8 protein-coding genes are annotated in these 26,200 nt (G+C 65.3%); all 8 read left to right on the top strand.

From position 1 onward, the window contains the following. The 8 genes from ACTZWT_RS07350 to ACTZWT_RS07315 all read left to right on the top strand — a co-directional run bounded on the left by ACTZWT_RS07350 (position 1) and on the right by ACTZWT_RS07315 (position 26,107). A complete protein-coding gene (locus tag ACTZWT_RS07350) occupies positions 1–3,147 on the top strand; it encodes an efflux RND transporter permease subunit (protein WP_444769005.1) in 3,147 nt (1,048 codons plus the stop codon). Between the two features lie 20 nt (positions 3,148–3,167). Further along, positions 3,168–4,706, top strand: coding sequence for an efflux transporter outer membrane subunit (locus ACTZWT_RS07345; protein WP_444769004.1), 1,539 nt, complete (start codon positions 3,168–3,170; stop codon positions 4,704–4,706). A gap of 368 nt (positions 4,707–5,074) precedes the next feature. Beyond that, positions 5,075–6,649 (top strand): TolC family outer membrane protein, encoded by a 1,575-nt coding sequence (locus ACTZWT_RS07340; RefSeq protein WP_444769003.1) that lies wholly within the window; start codon positions 5,075–5,077, stop codon positions 6,647–6,649. Positions 6,650–6,827: 178 nt separating this feature from the next. Further along, positions 6,828–9,029, top strand: a complete 2,202-nt coding sequence (locus tag ACTZWT_RS07335; protein ID WP_444769002.1) for a type I secretion system permease/ATPase — start codon at positions 6,828–6,830, stop codon at positions 9,027–9,029. A 9-nt stretch (positions 9,030–9,038) separates the two neighbouring features. After that, positions 9,039–10,373 (top strand): HlyD family type I secretion periplasmic adaptor subunit, encoded by a 1,335-nt coding sequence (locus ACTZWT_RS07330; RefSeq protein ID WP_444769001.1) that lies wholly within the window; start codon positions 9,039–9,041, stop codon positions 10,371–10,373. Between the two features lie 334 nt (positions 10,374–10,707). After that, positions 10,708–11,592, top strand: a complete 885-nt coding sequence (locus ACTZWT_RS07325; RefSeq protein WP_444769000.1) for a transglutaminase-like cysteine peptidase — start codon at positions 10,708–10,710, stop codon at positions 11,590–11,592. Between the two features lie 104 nt (positions 11,593–11,696). Further along, entirely contained in the window at positions 11,697–12,035 is a 339-nt protein-coding gene (locus ACTZWT_RS07320) for a hypothetical protein (protein ID WP_444768999.1), read from the top strand. Between the two features lie 476 nt (positions 12,036–12,511). After that, complete coding sequence (locus tag ACTZWT_RS07315) at positions 12,512–26,107, top strand: T1SS-143 repeat domain-containing protein (RefSeq protein WP_444768998.1); 13,596 nt, start codon at positions 12,512–12,514, stop codon at positions 26,105–26,107. Positions 26,108–26,200: the final 93 nt, after the last annotated feature.

Raw genomic sequence — 26,200 nt, 5'->3', positions numbered from 1 at the left:
ATGTCACGCTTCTTTATCGAACGCCCCGTGTTCGCATGGGTGATTGCGATCTCCATCATGCTCGGCGGACTTCTGGCGCTGCAGTCGCTGCCGATCGCGCAATATCCCCAGATCGCCCCGACCACGGTCCGCATCACCGGGACCTATGCGGGCGCCGATGCGCAGACGGTGGAGAACTCGGTCACCAAGGTGATCGAACAGGGCATGACCGGGATCGACCATCTCGACTACATGACCTCGACGTCGACCTCCACCGGGCAGTCGCAGATCACGCTGACCTTCACTGCCGCGGCAGATCCGGACGTCGCGCAGATGCAGGTGCAGAACAAGCTGCAACTCGTGACCGCGCTGCTGCCGCAGATCGTCCAGAACACCGGCCTCTCCGTCACCAAGTCCTCGACTGGCTTCCTGATGGTGATCGCCTTCGTGTCGACCGACGGCAAACTGACTTCGATCGATCTCGCCGACTACGTCAACAGTACGCTCAACGATACGCTGAAGCGGATCGAAGGCGTCGGCGACACCCAGCTGTTCGGCTCCGGCTATGCGATGCGGATCTGGCTCGATCCTGACAGACTGGCGAAATACGCGCTGATGCCGAGCGACGTCGCGACCGCGGTCGAGGCTCAGAACACCCAGGTCTCGGCCGGCCAGCTCGGCGGCCTTCCATCCCGCAAGGGTCAGCAGCTCAACGCCACGGTCACCGCGCGAAGCCGGCTGCAGACCGCCGAGCAATTTCGCAACATCATCCTGAAGAGCGCGACCGACGGCTCGCTGGTGCGCCTCAACGACGTCGCCACCGTCGAACTGGGCGCCGAAAGCTACACGACGACCGCCGCCTTCGACGGCATGCCGGCGGCCGGTCTCGCCGTGAATCTCGCGACCGGCGCCAACGCCCTCGATACCGCGAAGAACGTCCAGTCGACGATCGCCCGGCTGGCGCCGACCTTTCCGCAGGGCGTCAAGGTGGTCTATCCCTACGACACCACGCCGTTCGTTCGCTTGTCGATCGAGGAGGTGGTGAAGACGCTGATCGAGGCGATCGCGCTGGTGTTCGTCGTGATGTTCGTGTTCCTGCAGAACATCCGGGCCACGCTGATTCCGACCATCGCCGTTCCCGTCGTGCTGCTCGGGACGGTCGGGGTGCTGTCGGCGTTCGGCTATTCGATCAACACCCTGACGATGTTCGCGATGGTGCTGGCGATCGGCCTTCTGGTCGACGACGCCATCGTGGTGGTCGAGAACGTCGAACGGGTGATGCAGGAGGAAGGCCTGTCGCCCAAGGAGGCGACCCGCAAGTCGATGGACGAGATCACCGGCGCGCTGATCGGCATCGCCACGGTGCTGTCGGCGGTGTTCGTCCCGATGGCGTTCTTCGGCGGTTCGGTCGGGGTGATCTATCGGCAATTTTCGATCACCATCGTCTCGGCGATGGTGCTGTCGGTGATCACCGCTCTGATCCTCACGCCGGCGCTGTGCGCGACCATTCTCCGCCCGCCGAAGGCGCACGCTTCCGGGAAAGGTCTGTTCGGGTGGTTCAACCGGACGTTCGATCGCAGCGCGGAGGCCTATCGCCGCGGCGCGCACGGCGTGATCATGCGATCGACGCGGTTCGGATTGCTGTTCGTGGCGATAACGGTTGCCATGGGGGTGATCTTCGCGCGACTTCCGAGTTCGTTTCTGCCGCAGGAGGATCAGGGCGTCCTGATCACCAGCGTGCAATTGCCGGTCGGCGCTACGCGGGACCGTACGCTGCGGACGCTCGAACAGGTTCGCGAATACTACGCGACGAAGGAAAAGGACGCCGTCGACAGCGTATTCTACACCGCCGGATTCGGCTTCTCAGGGCAGGGCCAGAACATCGGCATTGCGTTCGTCAAGTTGAAGCCGTTCGACGAGCGCAAGACCGCGGCGCTCAGCGCGCAGGCCGTCGCCGGCCGTGCGATGGCGGCGTTCAGGCAGATCAAGGACGGCATGGTGTTCGCGCTGGCGCCGCCGGCGATCCAGGGCATGGGCAACTCGAACGGATTCGATTTCTATCTTCAGGACGTCAACGGCGCCGGCCATGCGAAACTGATCGAAGCCCGCAACCAGTTGCTGGGCGCAGCGTCCCAGAGCAAGCAACTGGCGAATACCCGGCCCAACGGGCAGGAGGACGAGCCGCAATTCTCGGTCACGATCGATCAGGAGAAGGCGAGTGCGCTCGGTGTCGGGCTTGCGGATATCAACACCACGCTGTCGACGGCGTGGGGCAGCGACTACGTCAACGATTTCATCGACCGCGGCCGCGTCAAGAAGGTCTATCTGCAGTCGGACAAGAATTTCCGGATGCAGCCGGACGACATCGGCCGCTGGTACGTGCGCAATTCGTCCGGCGTGATGGTGCCGTTCTCGGCCTTCGCATCCGGTCAGTGGAGCTTCGGATCGCCGCGGCTGGAACGCTATAACGGGTCGTCCGCGGTCGAGATCCAGGGCGAGGCCGCCGCCGGCGTCAGCTCCGGAACGGCGATGGACGAGATCGACACGCTGATCAAGCAATTGCCGTCCGGCTTTGGCCACGAATGGACCGGGCTGTCGGCGCAGGAGCGGTTGTCGGGTAATCAGGCGACCTCGCTCTATGCGATTTCGGCGCTGGTGGTGTTTCTCTGCCTCGCGGCTCTGTACGAGAGCTGGTCGATCCCGCTCGGGGTGATGCTGGCGGTGCCGATCGGCATCTTCGGGGCGCTGCTTGCGGCGCTGTTGTTCGGCCAGACCAACGACGTTTACTTCAAGGTCGGCCTGCTGACCACGATCGGTCTTGCGGCAAAGAACGCGATCCTGATCGTCGAGTTCGCGCTCGAGCGGCAGGCGGCCGGTCAACCTCTGATCGAGGCGACGCTGGAAGCGGCACGGCAGCGGCTTCGACCGATCCTGATGACCTCGTTCGCGTTCATTCTCGGTGTCACGCCCCTCGCGATCGCGTCGGGCGCGGGCTCGGGCGCCCAGAATTCCATCGGCATCGGCGTGATGGGCGGCATGATCGCGGCCACCGCGCTCGGCATCTTCTTCGTGCCGTTGCTGTTCGTCGCCGTGCGCCGCCTGTTCGATCGCAAATCGGCGACGGGAGAGACCGCCGCGAGCGATCCGGCGAAGGGGACGACGGAATGAATTCAGATCGGATCGTTCCGATGTCGGGCAGCACAACTTTCTCGCGTCATGCGACGGTGCCGCGCGGGCTGCGACGTCGTGCGCCTCGTCTCGCAATGCTGTTGGCGTGCGGCGCGGTGCTGTCCGGTTGCGCGGTCGGGCCGGATTACATCGTGCCTGGCATCGAGCTGCCGACGACCTGGGGCAACGCCAGGCCCACGAAGACACCGCCCGCCATTCCGCAACTGAGCGAATGGTGGCGGCGCCTGAACGATCCGCTGTTGAACCGGCTGATCGAGGAGGCGGTGCAGGGCAATCTCGACGTCGCCAGCGCCAAGGCGCGAATCCGGGAAGCGCGCGCGACCCGACGCCAGGCGGTCGGTGCGCTGTTCCCGACGCTCGACGGATACGGCTCGGCGACGCGCAATCAGATCAGTACGAGCACCACATCCGGCGAGGCGGCGGCGACGACGACGACCTATAATCAGTTTCAGGCCGGCTTCGACTCCAGTTGGGAGCTCGACATTTTCGGCGCCAACCGCCGCAACGTCGAGGCGACCACCTACGGAGTCGATGCCGCCGAAGACGATCTGCGCGCGACGCTGCTGACGCTGGTCGGCGACGTCGCCTCCTACTATACGCAGGCGCGAGGCTATCAGGCCCGGATCGCGCTCGCGCGCCGCACGGCGGCCTCGCAGCGCGAAACGGCGGCACTGACGCAGCGCAAATTCGACGCCGGCTCCGCGTCGGCCGTCGATGTCGCAAAAGCCTCGGCTCAGGCCGCGTCGACCGAAGCCAATATCCCGACCTTCGAGATCTCCTACGCGGAATCGGTCAATCGGCTCGGCGTGTTGCTGGGGCGCGAGCCAACGGCGCTGGCGCCGCTTCTCGCCCGTGTCAAACCGATTCCGGCGCCGCGTCTGCCGTTACCGAAGGGCATCCCAGCCGATGTGCTGGTGATGCGGCCCGACGTGCGCAAGGCCGAGCGGCAGCTCGCGCAGTACACGGCGTTGATCGGCAAGGCCGAGGCCGCGCTCTATCCATCGGTGAGTCTGACCGGTTCGGTCTCGACCACGGCGCTCAAGGTCGGCGATCTGGGGAAGAACTCCACCATCGGCTGGTCGTTCGGGCCGACCCTCAGCGTGCCGATCTTCAACGGTGGACAATTGCGCGCCGCGGTCCAGATCGGCGAGGCCCAGCGCGATCAGTACTACGTCGCCTGGCGCGCGGCGGTGCTGTCTGCGCTGGAGGATGTCGAGAACGCCATCGTGTCGCTGTCGCAGCAGCGCAAGCGGGTCGGCAACCTGTCCGAGTCGGCGCGGCGCTACGCGGAGGCTGCCCGGCTGTCGCGCTCGCTGTATGAAACCGGCTCGTCGAGCTTCCTCGATGTTCTCGATGCGGAACGCTCGCTCTACACGGCCGAGGATTCGCTGCTCGACACCAGGGTGTCGGTCGCGACCAGCTACGTCGCCCTCGCCAAGGGGCTGGGCGGCGGTTGGGACGGCGCGATCGACAGTTCGGTCCCCGAGGTGGTCGACCTCAACACCGGTCCCCACCTGGTCACGTCGCGGCACCCCTAGACGCTTCGTCGATTGATTGAAGCGATACGGCCCTTGCCCACTGTGAGGAGCCCTGCGAAGCCGGGCACCTCAAAGGGTCTGTCGAACACCTGCAGCACCGGCATACTGAGGGGTGCCCCCGCGGGGTTCGCCCCGCCTCCTGCTGGGGGCCCGAGCCCTCTTAGCGGAACCCGCAAGGCCGATGCGGCCAAAATAATCCTGCTGAAGAGCAAGGCAAAGGGCCTGTTAATATCCCGGGGGCGCTTTTACGTTCGCAATTACAGTAGTTTAGGATGGTGAGTCTCGATTCTGCCACACCTATACCTCATTTCGCCACCCTCTCGCCACACCACTTGCGTGTGGTTTTCAAGGTTGTTAGCACTGGTTCCATGTTTAAAATCGCTCAGATTACCGTCGCTGCAGCTGTTGTCGGACTGGTTTCCAGTGCCGCCGCCTTTGCGGCGGAGCCGTTCACGATTTTGGACGCGATCAACCAGGCCGTGAAGACCAATCCCGGGGTCGGCGAGGCGGCAGCCAACCGTCGTGCGACCGAAGCCGAAATGCGGCAGAGCCAGGGGAGCTTGCTGCCGCAGGTCCGGCTCGAAGCCAGCGCCGGCCCGGAGATGCTGAAGCAATACGTCTCGCCCGAGCCGCTCAATAACGACGTCTATCTGCGCGGGCGCCAGGCCGGCGTCGTCGTGCGGCAATTGCTGTTCGATGGATTTGCCTCGATCAACGAAGTCTGGCGGCAGGCGGCCCGTGTCGACGCTGCGGCGTTCCGGGTGCTGGAGCGCACCGAACTGATCGGGCTCGACGCCGCTGAAGCTTACATCGATGTGGCGCGCTACACGCGGCTGGTGGGGCTCGCCGAACAGAACCTCAGGGTCCATCTCGAACTGCGCAAGAACGTGCTGGCGCGTTTCGAAGGTGGACGAGCCGGCGAGGGCGACACCCAGCAGGCCGAAGAACGTGTCGCCGCAGCGCAGGCCGTGGCCGCCGAATTCCGCCTCAGCCTCGAGACCGCGCGCGCCAAATTCCGCAGGGTCGTCGGCCTCGAGCCTTACAATCTGCGTTTCCCCGGCCGCCTCCCGGACATGCCGAAGAGCAAGTCCGCGTCGCTCGACATCGCCTACAAGTTCAACCCGACTTTGCGCGCCGCCGGCGCCGACGTGGTGGCGGCGAAGCGCGGTTTCGATGCGACCACCGGCGCGTTTCTGCCGACGCTGTCGCTTGAAGGGCGGGCGTCGCGCGGCAAGGAGTCGATCCTTTACAACAATCAGTACGACCAGGTCAGCGGCAAGCTGGTGGCGTCCTGGGACATCTTCAACGGCGGTCAGAGCAGCTGGCGGCGGGAAGAGGCCGCGCAGCGGATGATCGAGCAGCAGCAGCGCCAGGCTCGTCTGCAGCGCGACGCGCTGGAGTCGATCGACAAGGCCTGGGCGGCGCGGACCATCACCAATGATCGCGTCGCCGCGCTGGTGCGCGACGTCGAGGCCGCGCGCCGCACCTTCATCGCCTACAACAAGGAATACGAGCTCGGCCAGCGCACGCTGATCGATCTGCTCAACTCGCAGAATCAGTATTTCAACGCCAACGTGTCCTTGATCTCGGCGCGCGGCGTCGCTGTGTTCGCCGACTATCAGCTTCTCGCCACGATGGGGCAGATGCTGAACTATCTTAAAACCGGACATCCGCCGGAGACCGAGCTGGTCGACGTGCATCCGAGCGGATTCATCGGCTACAGGCTCGCTCCGATCAGGCTGGCGCCTCCGTCGCCCGGTCCGGAGCCGCTCGGCACGGTGCCGCCCGTGCAATTGTTCGGACTCCCTTTCAATGGACCGCCGAAGCTGCCGACGGTGATCAGTTTCGACGATCGCTGGGCCTCGCACGAGGTGGCCGAGAGCAGCGCGCTGTTCGTTGCCGCCGGAACCTACGGTCGCAACGCATCGGCCGCCGTGAAGTAACGACGGCAGGCTCGCGGGCCTGCCGTCAGCGGAACGCCGCGATTTACCCTAACATCAGTTCGTTATGCAGACGACGTAGGTTACGGCTTGTAAATGTTGATTTTCAGCTAATACAAATCGAGAGCGATCATGCTGGCGAGGGCCTTGTGGGGCGGGCCCTCTGACATCCGAGGCGTCGGTGAACATTCAGTCCTCAGAATTCAATCTCCTTGGAGCGTCGCCCGTAGCGCCGCCGAGCGCCCCGGCGCCGCACCGGGATCCGTTGAGCGACAGTCTGCTGTACCTCGCCGCGCATCACGGCCGCGCGCTCAGCCGCAGCGCGCTGTTGTCCGGCCTGCCGCTCGAACGCGGCATTCTCACTGTCGGCCTCTATGAGCGCGCGGCGCAGCGCGCCGGACTGGAAGCCCAGATCGAAGAGCGTCCGCTGCAGGACATTCCGGCGCTGGTGCTGCCCTGCGTGCTGATGTTGCACGACGGCTCGACGCGGATTTTGCTGGGCATCGACGACGCCGGGCGGCTGGTCGTGGTCGACCCGTCGCACGGCGATGCCGAGGCCGCCGAGCGCCTCGAAGCCGTCGCCGCGCAATATTCCGGTTTCGCCTATTTCGTGCGGCCTGCGACCGTCGCCGATCCGCGCGCGGTGGCGAGCGGCGACCTGCCGAAGTCGCACTGGTTCTGGTCGGTGGTCAGCCGGTTCGGCGCCAACTACGCGCATGTCGCGATCGCGGCGTTCATCGTCAATATCCTGGCGCTGGCGGCGCCACTGTTCACGATGAGCGTGTACGATCGTGTCATCCCGAACGGCGCGATCCCCTCGCTTGTCGCGCTCGGCATCGGCCTCGCGCTCGCCATCGCGTTCGACTTCCTGCTCAAGGTGGTGCGCAGCCGTATCATCGACATGACCGGCAAGAAGATCGACGTCGTTCTTGCGGCGCAGATCTTCGAGCATGTGATGGCGCTGAAGATGGACAAGCGGCCGCCCTCGGTCGGCATCCTCGCCAACCAGATGCGGGATTTCGACTCGGTGCGCGAATTCTTCACCTCCGGCACGGTGGTGTCGGCGACCGACATGCTGTTCGCGATCCTGTTCATCGCGGTGTTGTTCATGATCGCCGGACCGCTCGGCTGGATTCCGCTGGCGATGCTGCCGGTGATGATCATCGTCGGCCTGCTGATCCAGCGTCCGCTCGACAAGGCAATGCGGCGGATGCAGGCGGAATCGGCGGCCCGCCACGGCATTCTGGTCGAATCGCTGAACGGCATCGAGACCGTCCGCGCCGTGGCCGGCGAGAGCCGGGTTCAGACGGTGTGGGAACGTTCCGTCGCTGCGACCGCGCGCTCGAGCGAGGACGTGCAGTTCTGGGCGTCGCTGGCGATGACGGCGGCCAGCGTCGCCAGCCAGCTTTGCAGTCTGCTACTGGTTGTCGTCGGTGTGTTCCTGATCCTCGACGGCAAGCTGTCGGTCGGCGCGCTGGTCGCGGCCAATATGCTGGCCGGCCGCGTGCTCGGGCCAATCGCGGGCATCGCCGGGGTGATGACCCGCGCGACGCAGACGAGTTCGGCGCTGCGCTCGATCGACCGGCTGATGTCGCTGGAGCGCGAACGGCCGCCCGAGAAGATCTATGTCGCTCGCGAGATCAAGCAGGGCGCGATCCAGTTCAAGAACGTCAGCTTCTCGTACCCCAGCAGCCAGGCCAAGGCGCTCGACAACGTCTCGTTCCAGATCCGGCCGGGCGAGAAGATCGGCATCATCGGCCGCGTCGGCTCCGGCAAGACTACGGTCGGCCGGCTCGCGACCGCGTTCTATCCGCCGAGCGAAGGCACCATCCTGATCGACGGCATCGACATCCGCCAATACGATCCTGCCGACCTGCGCGCCGGGATCGGCTTCGTGCTTCAGGACACCGATCTGTTCTACGGCAAGCTACGCGACAACATCACGCTCGGCCGCTCGGGTGCGACCGACGAGGAAGTGCTGGAAGCGTCGCGGCTGGCCGGCGTCGAGACCTTCATCGCCGGTCATCCGGAAGGCTACGACCTGATGATCGCAGAGGGCGGCCGCAGCCTGTCCGGCGGCCAGAAGCAGGCGATCGGCCTCGCACGGGTTCTGATCCGCAAGCCGCGCGTGTTGTTTCTCGACGAGCCGACTGCGCATTTCGACGTGCGCAGTGAAGGCGAGTTCCTCGAACGGTTGAAGACACTCGCGAACGGCGAGATGACCATCATCGTCTCGACGCACCGGCCTTCACTGCTGTCGCTGGTCGATCGCATTTTGGTGTTCGAACAGGGCAAGATCGTCGCCGACGGGCCGACCGACCAGGTCTTGACCAGGCTGCGGCCGCAACCGGCGGCGGCTCCAGCCGCGGCCGTGCGAGCGTGAGGTCCGGTCATGGCGCACGCTGATTTCGCCTTCTCCAACGACGTCCGCGCCGCCGCCGAATTGCGCACGCCGAAGACCGCGCGGATGTTGCTATTCGCGTCGCTGGCGCTGTTCGTCACCTTCGTGACCTGGGCGCATTTCGCCGTGCTCGACGAGGTCAAGCGCGGCAACGGCAAGGTCGTGCCGTCGCGGCAGACCCAGGTGGTGCAGTCGCTCGAAGGCGGCATCATCGCCGACCTGCTGGTGCAGGAGGGGGCGATCGTCGACAAGGACCAGCCTTTGGCTCGGATCGAGGACACCAACTTCGCCGCGCAGTTCGGCGAGATCCGCGAACGCCGCGGCGCGATGGCGGCGCGGGTTCTGAGGCTCGAAGCCGAGACCGAGGGCCGCACCGGCGTCGCATTTCCCCCCGAGCTGATGCTGGTCGCGCCGCGCGCGGTGGAGGCCGAGCGTCTGGTGTTCGAGGCTCACGTCCGCAAGCTCGCGCAGGACGTCGATGTCGTGCAGCAGCAGGAGATCCAGAAGACCAAGGAGATCGACGAATTGCGCGCCAGCGAGAAGCGCTTTTCCGAAACGCTTGCTCTGCTCAACCGCGAGATCGCCTTGACGCGCAAGCTCTATGAACAAAAAGTCGTCCCGGAAATCGAGATGCTGCGCGCCGATCGTCAGGCCACCGACATGCGCGGCCAACTCGCGGTGGTGCAGGCCACGATCATCAAGACCGAGGCTGCGGTGCAGGAGGCGCGGTCGCGCCGGCTCAACATCACGACGGCGTTTCGCGCGCAGGCCGAGGACGATCTCGCCAAATCCCGCGGCGATCTCGCCGTGCTCGACGAGAACATCAAGTCGGCGAAGGATCGTGTCCGTCGCACCGAATTGCGCTCGCCGGTGCACGGCGTCGTCAACAAGCTCAATATCACCACGATCGGGGCGGTGGTCGCGCCCGGCGCCAGCCTGATGGAAATCGTGCCGCTCGACGACACGCTGCTGGTCGAAGGCCGCATCCGCCCGCAGGACATCGCCTTCATCCGCCCCGACCACGAGGCGGTGGTCAAGCTGAGCGCCTACGATTCCTCGGTCTACGGTTCGCTGCACGGCCGCGTCGAGCGCATCAGCGCCGACACCATCACCGACGACAAGGGCGACAAGAACGAGCGCGGCGAGACCTTCTACCGGGTGATGGTGCGCACCGAGAAGAACCATCTCGGCACCAATGAACAGCCGCTGCCGATCATTCCGGGCATGGTGGCGACGGTCGAAATTCTCACCGGCAAGAAGTCGGTGCTGGACTATCTGATCAAGCCGGCACGCACGTTGCGCGACGAAGCCCTCCGCGAGCGCTGACGTGGTACCCGCCGGGGCGTACCGGAAGCGATACGGTCAACAAATCCTGAATCGATAAATTTCTATGCGATCCGTTGGATCGCGATTAGTTGCGATTCCAACTACGCGGGCGCTCTTGCCACAGCTTAACCGCGTTGAAGCAGCGCCCGCCTTATCCCTGATCCCACACGGATCCGGGACGGGATCGACGCGATGACGTCGGCCGATGTCCCGGACAAACGGGGCGTCAGTGATGTTGCGGATCGATCGGCCGCGGGTTGTCCCGCGCGCGCTGGGGCTTGCGCTTGCGCTTTCGGCTGGGACCATGCTCGGCGGCACGGCGTCGGCGGATGCCTTGACCAAGAAGTCGCCGGCCGAGAGGGCGATCGCGCGTTCACTGCCTGTGACCGCGCCGCAGGTGCGGTTCTTCACCATCAATGCGGTGCTCGCCAAGCACGATGGGCTGCGGCGGTCCGCCTCGGGACCCGTCGAACTGGCTTCGACGGATCCGGCCGCGCGCGCTGGCATCGCCAGCGACGCGCCGGCTTTGCCGGCGATCGCAGCACCGACCGACGAACCGTTCGGTCTGATGACCTTCCGTGCGCCGGAGGGCGTGTTGTGGACCAAGTGGCGCGGCGTCAAGGCGGCGATGGATGCGGACGCGGGGGCGGTCGTCCGCTGCAACACCGACGACGCTCGCTGCTCGCCATCGGAACGCCGTTTCGTCGCGTTGATGCGGAGCGCACGGGATGCCGGCGATGCGCGCGCGCGCGCCGAGCTCGTCAATCGCGCCGTCAATCAGGCGATACGCTACGTCAACGACGATCGGCAGCACGGCGTCGCCGATCGGTGGACTTCGCCGCTGCAGACGCTGCGCAGCGGAATCGGAGACTGCGAGGACTACGCGATCGCCAAATATGCGCTGCTGCGTGCGGCCGGCGCCGGTGAGGCGGATCTGAAACTGGTGCTGGTGCGCGACCTCGCCGTGCGCCAGGACCATGCGGTGCTGGCGGTGCGGCTCGACGGCCGCTGGCTGGTGCTCGACAATCGCCGCGCGACGCTAATGGAAGGCCGCGATCTGCAATCCTTCATGCCGCTGTTCGCGATCGATCATCGCGGCGTCAGCCTGTTCGCGGCGCCTTATGCCGAGCGCCCGCACCACGAGAGCGAGAGCGATATGGCGCCGGCGGCAGATATCGAGGTTGCTGGCGGAAGCTCCGCGCTGCCGCTGCAGTTCTGACGCATCGCGCGAGAGGGCTGCGCGAAGTTGTCCCGACGCTTGTACTGGCGACCGTTTTGCGTTCTTAATTGAACACGGCATGGTACGGGGCAGGGGAAATTGCGATGAATATCAAACAAGTGATTGTTTGCGGGCTTTTGGCTCTGCCGGCTACGGTCGGTTCGGCCAGGGCGGAGATCGTCCTGCCGGGCGCGAGTCTCTCGGTCTCCTGCGCCAATGGCGGCAACTACGTGCTGCAGTCGGGCCCGGTGGCGGCGCCAGGCGAGATCGTCACCGCGCGCCTTTATCTGACGCCGCATCGCGCCGTGCCGATGCGCCTGATCCCGATGGGAGATGGGTATCGCTATGCCGGCCGCGGCATCTGGCTCGACGGTATCCGCGACCAGGCGCTGCTGTATCGCAGCAAATATCTGCCGACCCCCTGTGTGATCGCTCGCAACTGAGCGGTACGATACGCACGTCCACAGCGAAGAAGAGCGCCGTCTCCCGCAAATAGTTCCGGGGGACAGTGGCGTAAATCTGGCCGTTCTGCGACCAAGTCGCGGTTGTCGGCCTGAGTCCGTATTGATCTCTCAAGTATTGGTGCCTCGTTCGAGTCCGTGTTGTTCTAGTTGATGTCCGATAGGATCAGATTCAATACTAGTCTAGAGCACCGATTGGCGGTGGAACCTTAAGTGTACAGTCCGAGATTTCAACGTCCGTAATCCTGTAAACTTTGTTGCACTTAACCAATTTCGCTAAAACTAGCTGAAATAAAGAGGCAATTATTGACCCAATACCAGCGTTAAGACTATTTTAACCTCACGGGCGGGTTGCCACAAATGTGGCTCGCCGATGGAGGTTGTGGTCTATGAATGCTCCCGTCCTGCTGGCTCAGCTGTCTGGCTCGTCACAGCAACCATCGGCCGCTCCAAAGTCATTGAAACTGGCAAAGCCGCCGAGCGGGCAGGCGGTCACCGTCCATCTCGACGGTGCAACCAGGATCGATTTCAGCGAGATTTCCAGCGAGAAGCTGACCTTCGTTCGCATCGGCGACCGACTGATCATCCTGTTCGACAACCAGTCGACGGTCTCGATCGACCCGGTCTTCAGCAACTCCGGCGCGCCGCTGCCGGAGGTGTCGTTCGAAATGGCGCTGGACCGGGTGCTCGACGGCACCGCGTTCGCGGAGTTGTTCCCGATCACCACCGATCAATCGGTGCTGCCGGCTGCTGGTACGCCCGGCGCGCCGTCGTCGCCGTCCGGCGCCAATTTCGGTTCTTTCACGATCGACGCGCTGTCGGGTGGCACGCCGCTGGATTTGCTCGGCGCTGAAGCCTCCGGCACGCAGGCCGGCACAGCGCAACAGACCGCGACGTCGACGCCGATTCCCGGCGGGGCCGACACCGTCATCCTCAATGAAGACGGCCTGTTCGAAGGCCAGCCCGGCGGTCTCGGCGATACCGGCGGCACGCTGACCAGCTTCACCGGCTCGCTCGATATCGACTTCGGCACCGACGTGATCGGCCGCAGCCTCGCCTTCGCCGCGACGCAGCCGGGCCTCGCCGGGCTGACCTCGGGCGGCCAGGCGGTCAACCTGCAGTTCACTACTATCGACGGTCAGCCGGTGCTGATCGGCTACACCGGCAGCGATCCGTCGGTCGCGGCCAACCAGGTGTTCATCGTCTCGCTCGATGTCAACTCGACGATCCAGGGCGCCTACACCGTCACCTTGCTGCGCCCGCTCGATCATCCGGTCGGCGGCACCGAGGATACGCTCAGCCTGACGATCGACGTCGTCGCCACCGACGGCAGCGGCGACACCGCGCCATTGTCGATCGTGATCAGCGTCAACGACGACTCGCCGGTGGCCGGGACGGTGACGCCGACCGCGCTGGTCGAGCAGACCGGCGAGGGCAATCTGTTCATCTCCAGCGCTGTGACGGCGTCGCTCGGCATCGGCTGGGGCGCCGACAGCGGCAACAGCAGTCTCGACGGGGGCTCGTCCGGTTCGGTGGTCCTCGGCGACCGCTCGCTGGTGTTCGCTGATTCGACGTTGGCCACGCTGGCGTCGCTCGGCCTGACCTCGAACGGCGAGGTGATCAGCTACGCGCAGTCGGCCGACGGCACCTCGATCGTCGCCACGGCGGGCGGCAGCCGAACCGTGTTCACGGTGGCGCTGTCCGACGCCGATAGCGGCAGCTACACCTTCACGCTGCTGGACAATCTCGATCACGTCGGTGCCAATGGCGCGATCCAGCCGCTGAGCTTCGCGGTCGTGGCGACCGACGCCGACGGCGATCCGGTGGCCTCGAGCTTCACGGTCGACGTCTCCGACGACGCGCCCGTCGCCGATCCGGGCACCGCCGCGGCGGTCGAGGACGAGTCGCTGCCGGGCGGCAATAACGAAGACGACGGGCTCTCCGCCTCGGTGAGCGGCGTGTCGCTCAACATCGACTGGAATTCCGACGACGCCAACAATGATTCCGGCCAGCCGGGTGACCGCTCGGTGGCGTTCAGCAATGCCGACGTCGCCGTGACCGGCGCCTATGGCGAGACACTGACATCGCTCGGACAGGTGGTGCGGTTCACCGTTCTGCCGACCGGCGAACTGGTCGGCTACACCGGCGAGTCCGTGCCGAATTCGACCGGCGCTGCCAATGTGGTGCTGTTCGCGTCGCTGTCGGACGCCGGCAACGGCAGCTACAGCCTGACGCTGGTCAAGCCGCTCGATCACGCGGCTGGTGATAGCGAAAACACGCTGGCCCTGACGTTCAACTACACCGCGACCGACTCGGACGGCGACAGCTCGTCGAGCACTTTCACGGTCACGGTCGTCGATGACGTTCCGGTCGCCGACACCGGTACGACCGCGAGCGTCGAGGACGAGGCGCTGGACGGCGGCAACAACGAAGATGACGGCTTCGCGGCTTCGGTAAGCGGCGTTTCACTCAACATCGCCTGGGGCGCCGACGACGGCAACGACGGAGACGGCCAGCCGGGCGACCGCTCCGTGGCCTTCTCCGATGCCGATGTGACGGTGACGGGCGGCTTTGGCGAGGCTCTGACATCGCGCGGGGAAACGGTGCAGTTCGCGTTGCTGCCGGACGGCACGCTGGTCGGCTACACCGGCGCGACGGTGCCGGCGTCCACCAGCGCGAGCAACGTGGTGTTGTTCGCCACGCTGTCGGATGCCAACAACGGCGAATACAGCTTCACGCTGGTGAAGACGCTCGATCATGCGGCGGGCAGCGACGAAAACACGCTGGCGCTGACCTTCAACTACACCGCCACCGATTCGGACGGCGACAGCTCATCGAATACTTTCACCGTCAGCGTCGTCGACGACGTCCCCGTCGTCGGCACGCCCTATCAGGACGGCGTGGTCGAGGAAGAACAACCTGCCGTCGTCGGCGCCGGCAACGAGGATTTCGGCGGCACCGGCGATGCCGACAGCGGCATCACGGTATTCGGCGTTCCGGTCGTCCTCAACGATCGCACCACGCAGGCGACCGGCGGCACGCTGGCGATCTCCTGGGGCGCCGACAACGTCAATGACGGCGACGGCCAGCCCGGCGACCGCGCGGTCGCCTTCACCGCCGAAGGCGTTGCCGCGCTCGAGGCGCAGCAACTGACCTCGCGCGGCGCGGAAATCCACTACAAGGTCTTCACCATCAACGGCGGCCAGGTGCTGGTCGCCTATACCGGCAGCGTCGAGCCGACCTCGGTGCCGGCCAGCACCAATGCCGCGATCGCGGCGCATGTGGTGTTCACCGTCAGCCTGTCGGATTCCGGTTCGGGCACGTATCAGTTCACCCTGATCGACACGATCGACCATCCCGGCGCCGTGCAGGGGGAGGAGTCGCTCGCGCTGCAGTTCCAGTTCACCGCCACCGACAGCGACGGCGACACCACCGCGCCGTCGTCGTTCAGCGTTAAGGTGATCGACGACGCGCCGGTCGCGGTCGGGACAATTCTCACCCGCACGGTCGAAGAGGAGCAACTCGCGGGCGGCAACGAGGACACCCGCGGCAACGGCGACGGCGATTTCACGCTGTTCGGCCTGGTCGATGTCACGACCGCGTCGGCCGGCGGCCCGCTCAACATCTTCTGGGGCGGCGACGATTCCGACGCCATCGCCAATGGCGGCTACACCGGCGCCCAAGCGGCGGGCGACCGCTCGGTCGTGTTCGGCGGCAGCAGCGGCGCTTACGTCGCGGACGGTGTGATCAGCGTGGCGGTCGCGGCGCAGTTCATCGGCGTCAGCGGCGGCAACGGGCCGGTTCGTCTGGCGAGCCTGACCTCTGGTGGCGAGAGTCTGATCTACACGCTGTCGCAAAACGGCACCGTCCTGATCGCGACCACCGCGGGTAGCAATCAGACGGTGTTCACCGTGACGCTGTCGGATCAGGGCTCCGGCGCCTACATCTTCAATCTGAGCGGCGTGCTGGATCACCCGGTGACCGGCACCAGCGCGTCGCAGGAGGACACGCTGTCCTTCACCTTCACCTTCACGGCGAGGGACGGCGATGGCGACATCGCGCGGGACACCTTCACGGTCAACGTGATCGACGACAGCCCGGTGGCGAACACCGGCACGGCGTCGCGGGTCGAGGACGAGTCGCTCGCGGGCGGCAACAACGAGACAGAGGCGCCCAATCTCGGCGCGTCGGTCAGCAACGTCTCGCTCAACATCGCCTGGGGTGCGGACGACGCCAACGACAACGACGGCCAGCCGGGCGACCGCTCGGTGGCGTTCGGCAGCGCTAATGTCGCCATTTCCGGCGCTTACCAGGGGACGACCCTGACCTCGTTCGGCGTCGCGGTTCACACCACGGTTCTGTCGAACGGCACTTTGGTCGGCTACACCGGCGCGACGGTGCCAGCCTCCACGAGCGCGAGCAATGTGGTATTCTTCGCCACGCTGTCGGACGCCAATAGCGGCGAATACAGCTTCACGCTGGTGAAGCCGCTCGATCACGCCGCCGGCAATGGCGAGAACGCGCTGTCGCTGACCTTCGCCTACACCGCGACCGATTCCGACGGCGACAGCTCGTCGAGCACTTTCACGGTCAGCATCGTCGACGACGCCCCGGTGATCGGCACGCCGTATCAGGACGGTGTGGTCGAGGAAGAACAGTGGATTGTGGTCGGCGCCGGCAACGAGGATACCTCGGGCGCCGCAGACGGCGACTATTGGGGCAGCTTCTTCGGCATTCCGTATTTCGTCGACGTCACCACCGAGACCGCCGGCGGTACGCTGGCGATTTCCTGGGGGGCGGACAGCGCCAATGACAATAACGGCCAGCCCGGCGACCGCTCGGTGTCGTTCACCGCGGCCGGGATCGCGGCGCTGGAGGCGCAACACCTGACCTCGCGCGGCGAGGAGATCCACTACAAGGTCTTCACGCTCAATGGCGGCGAAGCGCTGGTCGCCTACACGGGCGACGTGGCGCCATCGAGCGTGCCGTCGACTACCAACGCGGCCATCGCCGCCCATGTGGTGTTCGTCGTCGGCGTGTCGGATTTGGGCCAGGGCTCCTACGCCTTCACCCTGGTCGATACGATCGACCATCCCGGCGCGGTGCAGGGCGAAGAAGCGGTGCCGTTGACATTCGGTTTCGCGGCGACGGACTCCGACGGCGACACCGTCACCAGCAGCTTCACGGTGCGGGTGATCGACGACGTCCCGGTGATCGGCCGCCCGGACGACGAGATCGTCCGCGAATCCGATCTGCCGACGACGAATTACGACACCGGCCATCCGGATTATCCGAACTCGACGGTGCAGACCGGCGATCTCGCCATTTCGTGGGGCGCCGACGACAACAATGCGGGCGCGATCAGCAACCGTTCGGTGGTGTTCACCACCTCCGCCGGCGCGACCGGTCTGACCTCGGACGGCTCCGCCATCAGCTATTCGATCTCCGCCGACGGCACCACGCTGACCGCGACCGCGGCCGACAGCCGCGTCGTGTTCACCGTCCAGCTCTCCGACAGCGGCGACGGCAGCTACACCTTCACGCTGTTCGATAATATCGATCACGCGCCGTCCGGCCCCAATGACGGCAGCCTGCCGCTGACCTTCGGTTTCAAGGCAACTGACGGTGACGGCGACACCGCCACGGACAGCTTCACGGTGACCGTGCTCGACACCACACCGGTGGCCTTTGGCGGCGATGCGCGCACGGTCGACGAGGACGACCTCGCCAACGGTAACGACACATCAAAGGAGACGCTGATCGTCAGCGGCGACCTCAATGTGTCCTGGGGCTCCGACGACGCCAATCCGACGCCCGGGGCTGGTCTCGGAGACCGCTCGGTCGCCTTCCGTTACGGCACGGCCAGCGCCAATGTCGACCCGGAAAACGTGTTCGGCCAGAACCTGACGCTGAGGTCCGACGGCGAGACCGTCAAATACGCTTTCGAGAACGGCGTGCTGGTCGGCTACACCGGCGCCGATCTCGCCAATGGCAACCGTGTGTTCGAAGTGTCGCTGAGCGACCAGAACGACGGCTCCTACACCTTCAAGCTGATCGGCAATCTCGACCATCCAGCCGGTGCCGGCGAAAACGTCATCAGGCTCGAATTCAGCTATACGGCGACCGATGGGGACGGCGACACATCGAACAACAGCTTCACCGTCACCGTCAGGGACGACGTGCCTGTGGTCGGATCGCCGGTCGCCTCGACCCTGACCGAAGCCACCACCGGCCCCGCGGGCGCGGAAGCGTTCCAGACCCAGACCGCGTCGAACGTCTCACTCGGCATCGACTGGGGCGCCGACGACGGCAATTCCGGCTCCGCCAATCGCTCGGTCGCCTTCGATTCCGCGATCGACACCGGCGACACCGTCCGTACGACTGGTGCGGGCAGTCCCGCGCTCACATCGAACGGCGTCACCGTGCGGTTCGTCCGTGTCTCGGACACCGAGGTCTGGGGCATTGCCAACGACAATGGTGGCCAACTGTCGCTGAACGACCGCAAGGTGTTCCACATCACGCTGTCGGACGACGACTCCGGCAGCTACACCTTCGAATTGCTCGACAATGTCGATCATCGCGGCGCCGCGCAGGGCAGCGCGCTGGCGCTGGAGATCGATTTCACCGCAAGAGACGCCGACGGCGATTCCGTCGACGGCAGCTTCGTTGTCACCATCAATGACGACGCCGCGACGGTCGGTGCGATCACCACCCGGACGGTGACGGAACTGACCGCCTCGGGCTTCTCCAACGCGTTCCAGGCCCAGAGTCTGTCCGAAATCCCGCTCGACATTTCCTGGGGCGCGGACGATGCCAACGACAACAACGGCCAGCCGGGCGACCGCTCGGTCGCCTTCGCGGCGTCGCTGGCGAATGCGGTGCCGGCCGGTGTCACCTCGAATGGCTTCGATCTGATCTATCTGCGGTCGGCGGACGGCCAGACCCTGACCGCCTATCGTTACGAGAACGGTCACTATCTCACCGGCAACGGCGGCGATCTCGGCACGTCGCCCTCGAATTCGGCGCGGGTGTTCTCGGTCTCGCTGTCCGACAGCGGCAGCGGCTCGTACAGCTTCACGCTGTACGACAACCTCGACCATGCCAGCGGCGCCGGCGCCAACACGCTGCCGCTGAATTTCGCCTTCACCGCGACCGACAGCGACGGTGACGTCGCCAGCGGATCGTTCACGGTCGAGGTGAAGGACGACGTGCCGGTCGCGATCGGCGCACCGGATCTCGGCGCAGTGACGGAAGTCGCCTTGACCGGGGGCGTGTCGCTCACGACGGGCGCGCTGAAGATCGACTGGAACGCCGACGAGTCCGGCGGCCGCCATCTCGAATTCGTCACGTCGGGCGGCAACCCGGTGATCACGTCCGGCCTGACATCGGACGGGGTGCCGCTGGTCTATGTCGTCCGCACCGCCAGCAACGGGGTCGATCAGGAACTGATCGCCTACAAGACCGGCGACACGCAGATCGACGGCAACGCCGTCTTCATCATCGCGCTGAATTCGCCGTCGAATCCGACCTATGTGTTCACGCTGTTCCAGAATCTCGACCACACCGGCGTCAACGGAACGACGCTGCCGGTGACGTTCCAGGTGCGCGGCGTCGATGGCGACGGCGATACGGTCGACCAGACCGTGACCGTCAACGTCAACGACGATACTCCGACGCTGACGCAGGTCCATCGCTACAACGACGTCCACGAGTCGCAGCTCAGCGCCGACCCGGATGTCGATGGTCACAGCTTTGCGGTGCAGTTCGGCGCCGATGGCTATGGCGCGACGGCCTTCACCGGGGCGATCAAGCTCGACATCGGGCCCGGTCTGGCCGGCAATGTCAGCTTCGACGTGTCGGCGGGCGCGCATCGCGAGCCGTTGCTGACCTCCGAGGGGCGGGCGATGACCTTCGTCAAGGTCGACGCCAACACCATCCGCGGCTATGTCGCGTCGGCCGACAATGGCGGCAACCCCGATGAGACGATCATCGAGATCAAGCTCACCGACACCGATGTCAGCGCGACCACGACGCTCTATGGGGTGATCGACCACATCGCCCTGCAGGACGGTTCGCAGATCGACGCCATCCGGGTCGACGCCACCGTGGCCTTCAGCGACGGCGACGGCGACGCCGTCACCGGCGTCATCCGGACGACCATTCACGACGACGCTCCGGTCTCGACCGGCGCCGTCACGGCCGCCACCGTCCTGGACGACGATGCGTTCGCCGGGAACGCCGGCGGTGCCGGCGACGTTCCCGATGCGACGACGGTGACCGGCGCAGCCGGTGCGCTGTTCGCAATCGGCGCCGATGGCCTCAAGAGCGTGGTGCTGGGAACGACGACGGCCTTCAGCGCGATCTACACCGATGTCAACGGCGTCTCGCACACCGAGGGCGTCGCCTGGGGCGCTCCGACCGTGGCGGGCAACGCAACCACCTGGATTGCGGCAGGCGCCCATGGCGATGCGGCCCGGCTGACGATCAACGCCGACGGATCCTACAGCTTCACGGCCCTCAAGCCGCTGGTGCATCCGACCTCCGGCGCGACAGAAGAGACCTTGACGCTGACGTTCAACTACACGGTGACTGATGGCGACGACGACACCGCCGCCGGTTCGCTGACCGTCAACGTCAACGACGACACGCCGACGCTGGCGCAGACCTATCGTTACAACGTCGTCGATGAAGCTCAGTTGGGCACCGGCCCGGATGTCGATGGCCACAGCTTTGCGGTGCAGTTCGGCGCCGATGGCTATGGCGCGACGGCCTTCACCGGGGCGATCAAGCTCGACATCGGGCCCGGTCTGGCCGGCAATGTCAGCTTCGACGTGTCGGCGGGCGCGCATCGCGAGCCGTTGCTGACCTCCGAGGGGCGGGCGATGACCTTCGTCAAGGTCGACGCCAACACCATCCGCGGCTATGTCGCGTCGGCCGACAATGGCGGCAACCCCGACGAGACGATCATCGAGATCAAGCTCACCGACACCGATGTCAGCGCGACCACGACGCTCTATGGGGTGATCGACCACATCGCCCTGCAGGACGGTTCGCAGATCGACGCCATCCGGGTCGACGCCACCGTGGCCTTCAGCGACGGCGACGGCGACACCGTCACCGGCGTCATCCGGACGACCATTCACGACGACGCGCCGACGATTACTGCGATCACCGGTCAGTCGGTCACGGAGGCAACGGCCTCCGGCTTCTCCAACGCGTTCCAGGCCCAGAGTCTCTCCAACGTCTCGTTGAATATTTCCTGGGGTGCGGACGACGCCAACGACAACAACGGCCAGCCGGGCGACCGCTCGGTCGCCTTCGCGGCGTCGCTGGCGAATGCGGTGCCGGCCGGTGTCACCTCCAACGGCTTCGATCTGATCTATCTGCTGTCGGCGGACGGCCAGACCCTGACCGCTTATCGTTACGAGAACGGTCACTACGTGAACGGATCCGGCTGGGAACTCGGCACGTCGCCCTCGGATTCGGCGCGGGTGTTCTCGGTGTCGCTGTCCGACAGCGGCAGCGGCTCGTACAGCTTCACGCTGTACGACAACCTCGACCATGCCAGCGGCGCCGGCGCCAACACGTTGCCGTTGAATTTCGCCTTCAACGCGACCGACAGTGACGGCGACGTCACCAGCGGTTCGTTCACCGTCGACGTCGTCGACGACGCGCCGCTGGTCACGGCCAACGCCGAGGAGGGCTCGGTCGAAGAGCACTATCTCGATGGTCCCAATCCGACCACGTTCGGCAACCTCGCGATCGACTGGAACGCCGACGACCGCAACGTTCATCTCACCTTCACCAACACGATGGTCACCGACGACCTCGGCAACGTGCTGGCGCTGACGTCGGGCGGCGTCGCGCTGGTATACGCCACCGTTCAGGCCGACGGCAGCACCAATCCGCTGGATCAGAAGCTGATCGCCTACAAGGATGGCGACACGCCCGACAATCCGGTCTTCACCGTCAACCTCATCTCGGCCGGCAATCCGTCCTACCAGTTCGTGCTGTATCAGGCGCTCGATCATTCGGGCACCTACGACGACACGCTGACGCTGACCTTCGGCGCCACCGGCCACGACGGCGACGGTGATACGGTGACGCAATCGTTCACCGTGACGCTGGAAGACTGGTCGCCGCAATCGGGCGACGTCGATCCGGTGACGATCGAAGAGGCCGCCGGCAGCGTTTCGACCGGCGATATCGATCTCGAGATCGAGTTCGGCGCAGACGGTGACAGCGCAGGGCCGTCGATCACGTTCATCCAGAGTTCGCCTGTCTCGGTCGTGACCCAGGACGGCAACCCGGTCACGCTGACCTCGTTGGGCTTCGGAATCATCTACGCACTGTCGGCCGACGGAACGACCCTCAGCGCCTACCGCTTCAGCGGCACCAGCTTCATCGGCCAGAACGGTGCCTCGCTCGGTACCAATATCGCCGACGCCGCGGACGCCAAGGTTTTCACGGTGACGCTGTCCGACGCAGGAACCGGCTCGTACAATTTCACTTTGCTGCAGCCGATCGACCATCCGGCCGCGACGGGCTCCGTTCAGCAGCTCACGCTCAACTTCGGGTTCGAAATCAAGGACGGCGACGGCGATACCGACACCAACAATTTCAGCGTCGTGGTCGATGCGGCGGGTTCGGTCTCGACGGGTTACACCGCGCCGAACTCGGCTGTGTTCGTCAACATGAGTGAGACCGCGCAGACCATCGACGGCCAGACCGTGGCCGCGCACACCGCCACCGACCGGACATCCGTGACCGACAAGGTCGTCGGCCTCGATCGGCTCGGCAGCACCGATCAGGCCTATGGCGGCGCCGGCGACGATATTTTGGTCGGCGGTTCGGGCACCAACCGTCTGTTCGGTAACGGCGGCAACGACACCCTGATCGGCGGTGGCGGCTCCAACACCATCCAGGGCGGCGCCGGCAACGATACGATCATCTACGCCGCCGGCAGTGGCGGCATCGACACGGTCGATGGCGGCACAGATACGGACACGCAGATCATCGATGGCACCGCGGCGGCCGAGACGTTCAACATCAACGCCATCAATCTCGGGGGCGGTAACTATCTGGCGGCGAATATCGACGCATCCGGCACAGCGGCCGCGAACACGAACTTCGAAGTCGCGACCACCGCGGTCGAGGAGTGGGTGGTCAATGGCGGCGGCGGCGGCGACACCTTCCACGTGTCCGGCGCACTGCTCGGAACCGGAATCGCGACCTCGACCCTGACGATCAACGGCGACGCCGGCGACGACACGCTCGACCTGACCGGATACGCCCATGACGTCCGGATTGTGTCGGACGGCGGCGCGGATAGCGACACCGTGAAATTCGGGTTCGCCTTCGCGGACGCTAGCTACACCAAAGTCTTCGCGCAGGATGGGCAGACCGTGATCGGCGCGCAGGTGACCTACAACGGCGTCACCCACCAGCTGACGAACTACGAGACGTTCGTATTCACCGACGGAACCTTGACGCTGCCGGATCTGATCAACTCGCCGCCGGTGTTCACCTCGACGTCCTCGGGCCACGTGACAGAGGACTTCTCCTACACCGTGCCGCTGGGCCAGCGCGTCACCAATGGCAGCTTCGAGGGCTCGGACGCTACTGCTCGCCTGAACGGCTGGACGGCGGTGAATGTCGTCAATCTCGGCGCACCGCACACCGGCAGCAATGCGGTCGGCGTCTATCAGGGATCGGGCTCGCTGACCCAGACCCTCCAGACCGTGGCCGGCGTCACCTACAACATCCGTTTCTGGGCATCGAACCCGTTCGACACGGTCGGCGAAGCCGAGAGCCTCAACGTCATTTGGGGCGGCCAGACGGTGTTTGCGCAAGGCAACGTCCCGGCGTCGGGGGGCTATGCAAACTATACGTTGTACAGCATGAACGTCACCGCGACCGGTCCCAGCACCACGATCAGCATCGCCATGCAGGACACCAAGGGCTGGTGGGTCCTCGACGACGTCTCGGTCACGGCCGTCATAACAGCCGGCATCGAAACCACGCAGGGCACGCTCAGCTTCAGCGATGCCGACATCGGCGATGTGCATCAGGTCAGCTACACGCCCATGGCCACTGGTTATTACGGTGCGTTCACGGCCGTGATCGCCGATAGCGCGACGGCCGATGGGTCCGGAACGGTGTCCTGGCGCTATCTGGTCGACGACGCCTCCATCCAGCATCTGGCCGCCGGCGAGACCGTCACCCAGACCTACGCGGTCAGCATCGACGACGGCCACGGCGGCACGACGGCGCAGAATGTGACCGTCACATTGAGCGGGACCAACGATCTCGCGTCGATTGCTGGAACGAATACCGGAGTCGTGACGGAAGACGGCGTGTTGAACGCAACTGGCGCGTTGACGATCACCGACGTCGACAGCGGAGAGAACCAGTTCCAGACCCCGGCCTCGCTGACCGGGACCTACGGCACCTTCACCTTCAACACGACGACCGGTGCGTGGGGCTACACGCTGAACAATGCGGCGACCAACGTGCAGAATCTGAACGCTGGTGACGTCGTGCACGATACGCTGACGGTGACGTCGGCCGACGGCACCGCGAGCGAGATCATCGACGTGACGATCAACGGCACCAACGACGTGGTGGCGTCGCCGCTGACGGTGAACGACACGACCAGCGCCAATGGTCGCTATGCATTGGCGGACAACGGCGATTCGCCCAATGCGATCAGCTTCGATGCGACGACGCTGTTCTCGGGCGGCACCGGCCCGGTAAGCTACACCTACACGCTGGTCGCCCCGAGTTCGCAGTCCGAAGCCAACTGGATCAGCCGGAACGGAAACCAGTTCACGGGCAACCCATCTTCGGGCGACGCGGGTGTCTCCATCTACAAGGTGACAGCGACCGACAGCGTCGGCTCCGTCTCGACCTATTTGGCTCTGACCGCCCTGCCGGATTCGGGCTACAATGTCGAAGTGGTCTCGGGCAATTGGAGCGCCGCGCTGCTCTACTGGAACAGCAACGGCTATCACGACATCGTCACCTTCACGGGCGCGAACGACACCAACGAGGCCGACGCGGGCAGCGGGATCGACGTGATGCTTGGCCAGTCGGGCATCAACCTGATGAACGGCGGCGATTGGGAGGACGCGCTGTACGGCATGGCCGGCAACGACACGCTGAAGGGCGGTGCCGGCAGCGACTTCATCGATGGAGGCGCCGGCAGCGATACGATCACAGGTGGCGCCGGCAACGACGTGCTGGTCGGCGGGTCCGGCGACGACCTGTTCAAATATGCGATCGGCGACGGCGCCGATATCGTCGACGGCGGCATCGGATCCGATACGCTGGCGATGACCGGCACGAGCGGGGCCGACACACTCACGGTCGTGGTCGCTGGAAATGTGATGACGCAATTCGGGACCGGTAGCGTCGTCAATGTCGAGAGCGTGACGGCCGATCTCGGCAGCGGTACGGATACCTTGTCCTATGTCGGAACGACGCAGGACGTGACTGTCGATCTTTCCGTCGGAACGGCTACCGGGTTCACGTCGGTCGCCAACATCGAGAACGTGACGGGTGGCTCGGGCAACGACTCGCTGACCGGCAACGGTTCGGCAAACGCGCTTGGCGGTGAAGATGGCAACGACGTGCTGATCGGCGGCGGGGGGCGCGACAGCCTCTCTGGCGGTGACGGCGACGACATCCTGATCGGCGGCGGGGGGCGTGACACGCTGCGCGGTGGGGCCGGCTCGGACACCTTCAAGTGGCAGTCTGGTGATCTAAGTGATGGCGGCGGCGACAGCATCCTCGACTACAACTCTGGTCAAGGCGACAGCATCGATCTGACCGGGTTGCTCAACTCCCTCTATGGAGGCAGCCAGACCGGCGATAATGTTCGGCTGTTTGATGGGGCGGGCGCCAATGTCAGCCTTCAGGTCGATGTCGATACGACGGCCGGAACAACCTGGCAGAGCGTGGCAACGCTGACAGGTTTCGACACCGGCGGCACCGATCAGGTCAACGTTGTGCTGAACAGTCTGACCAACCAGTCTCACACCTACGCGACGTGAGGGGTTCAACTGTCGCATCAGAAAGGCCGCCCGCGGGCGGCCTTTCTCGTGGATCGGCGCCGCGACGGCGGCGTTAGGCGACGCACGACGGCT

Source organism: Rhodopseudomonas sp. NSM, assembly GCF_052445935.1.
In the GTDB taxonomy this organism is placed as follows: Bacteria; Pseudomonadota; Alphaproteobacteria; order Rhizobiales; family Xanthobacteraceae; genus Rhodopseudomonas.
This window is presented reverse-complemented; position numbering and strand designations above follow the sequence as displayed.

What these genes read in the sequence shown, in the direction of transcription:
- ACTZWT_RS07350 (WP_444769005.1), top strand. Translation starts at nt 1, where the DNA reads ATGTCACGCTTCTTTATCGAACGCCCCGTGTTCGCATGGGTGATTGCG.
- ACTZWT_RS07345 (WP_444769004.1), top strand. Translation starts at nt 3,168, where the DNA reads ATGTCGGGCAGCACAACTTTCTCGCGTCATGCGACGGTGCCGCGCGGG.
- ACTZWT_RS07340 (WP_444769003.1), top strand. Translation starts at nt 5,075, where the DNA reads ATGTTTAAAATCGCTCAGATTACCGTCGCTGCAGCTGTTGTCGGACTG.
- ACTZWT_RS07330 (WP_444769001.1), top strand. Translation starts at nt 9,039, where the DNA reads ATGGCGCACGCTGATTTCGCCTTCTCCAACGACGTCCGCGCCGCCGCC.
- ACTZWT_RS07320 (WP_444768999.1), top strand. Translation starts at nt 11,697, where the DNA reads ATGAATATCAAACAAGTGATTGTTTGCGGGCTTTTGGCTCTGCCGGCT.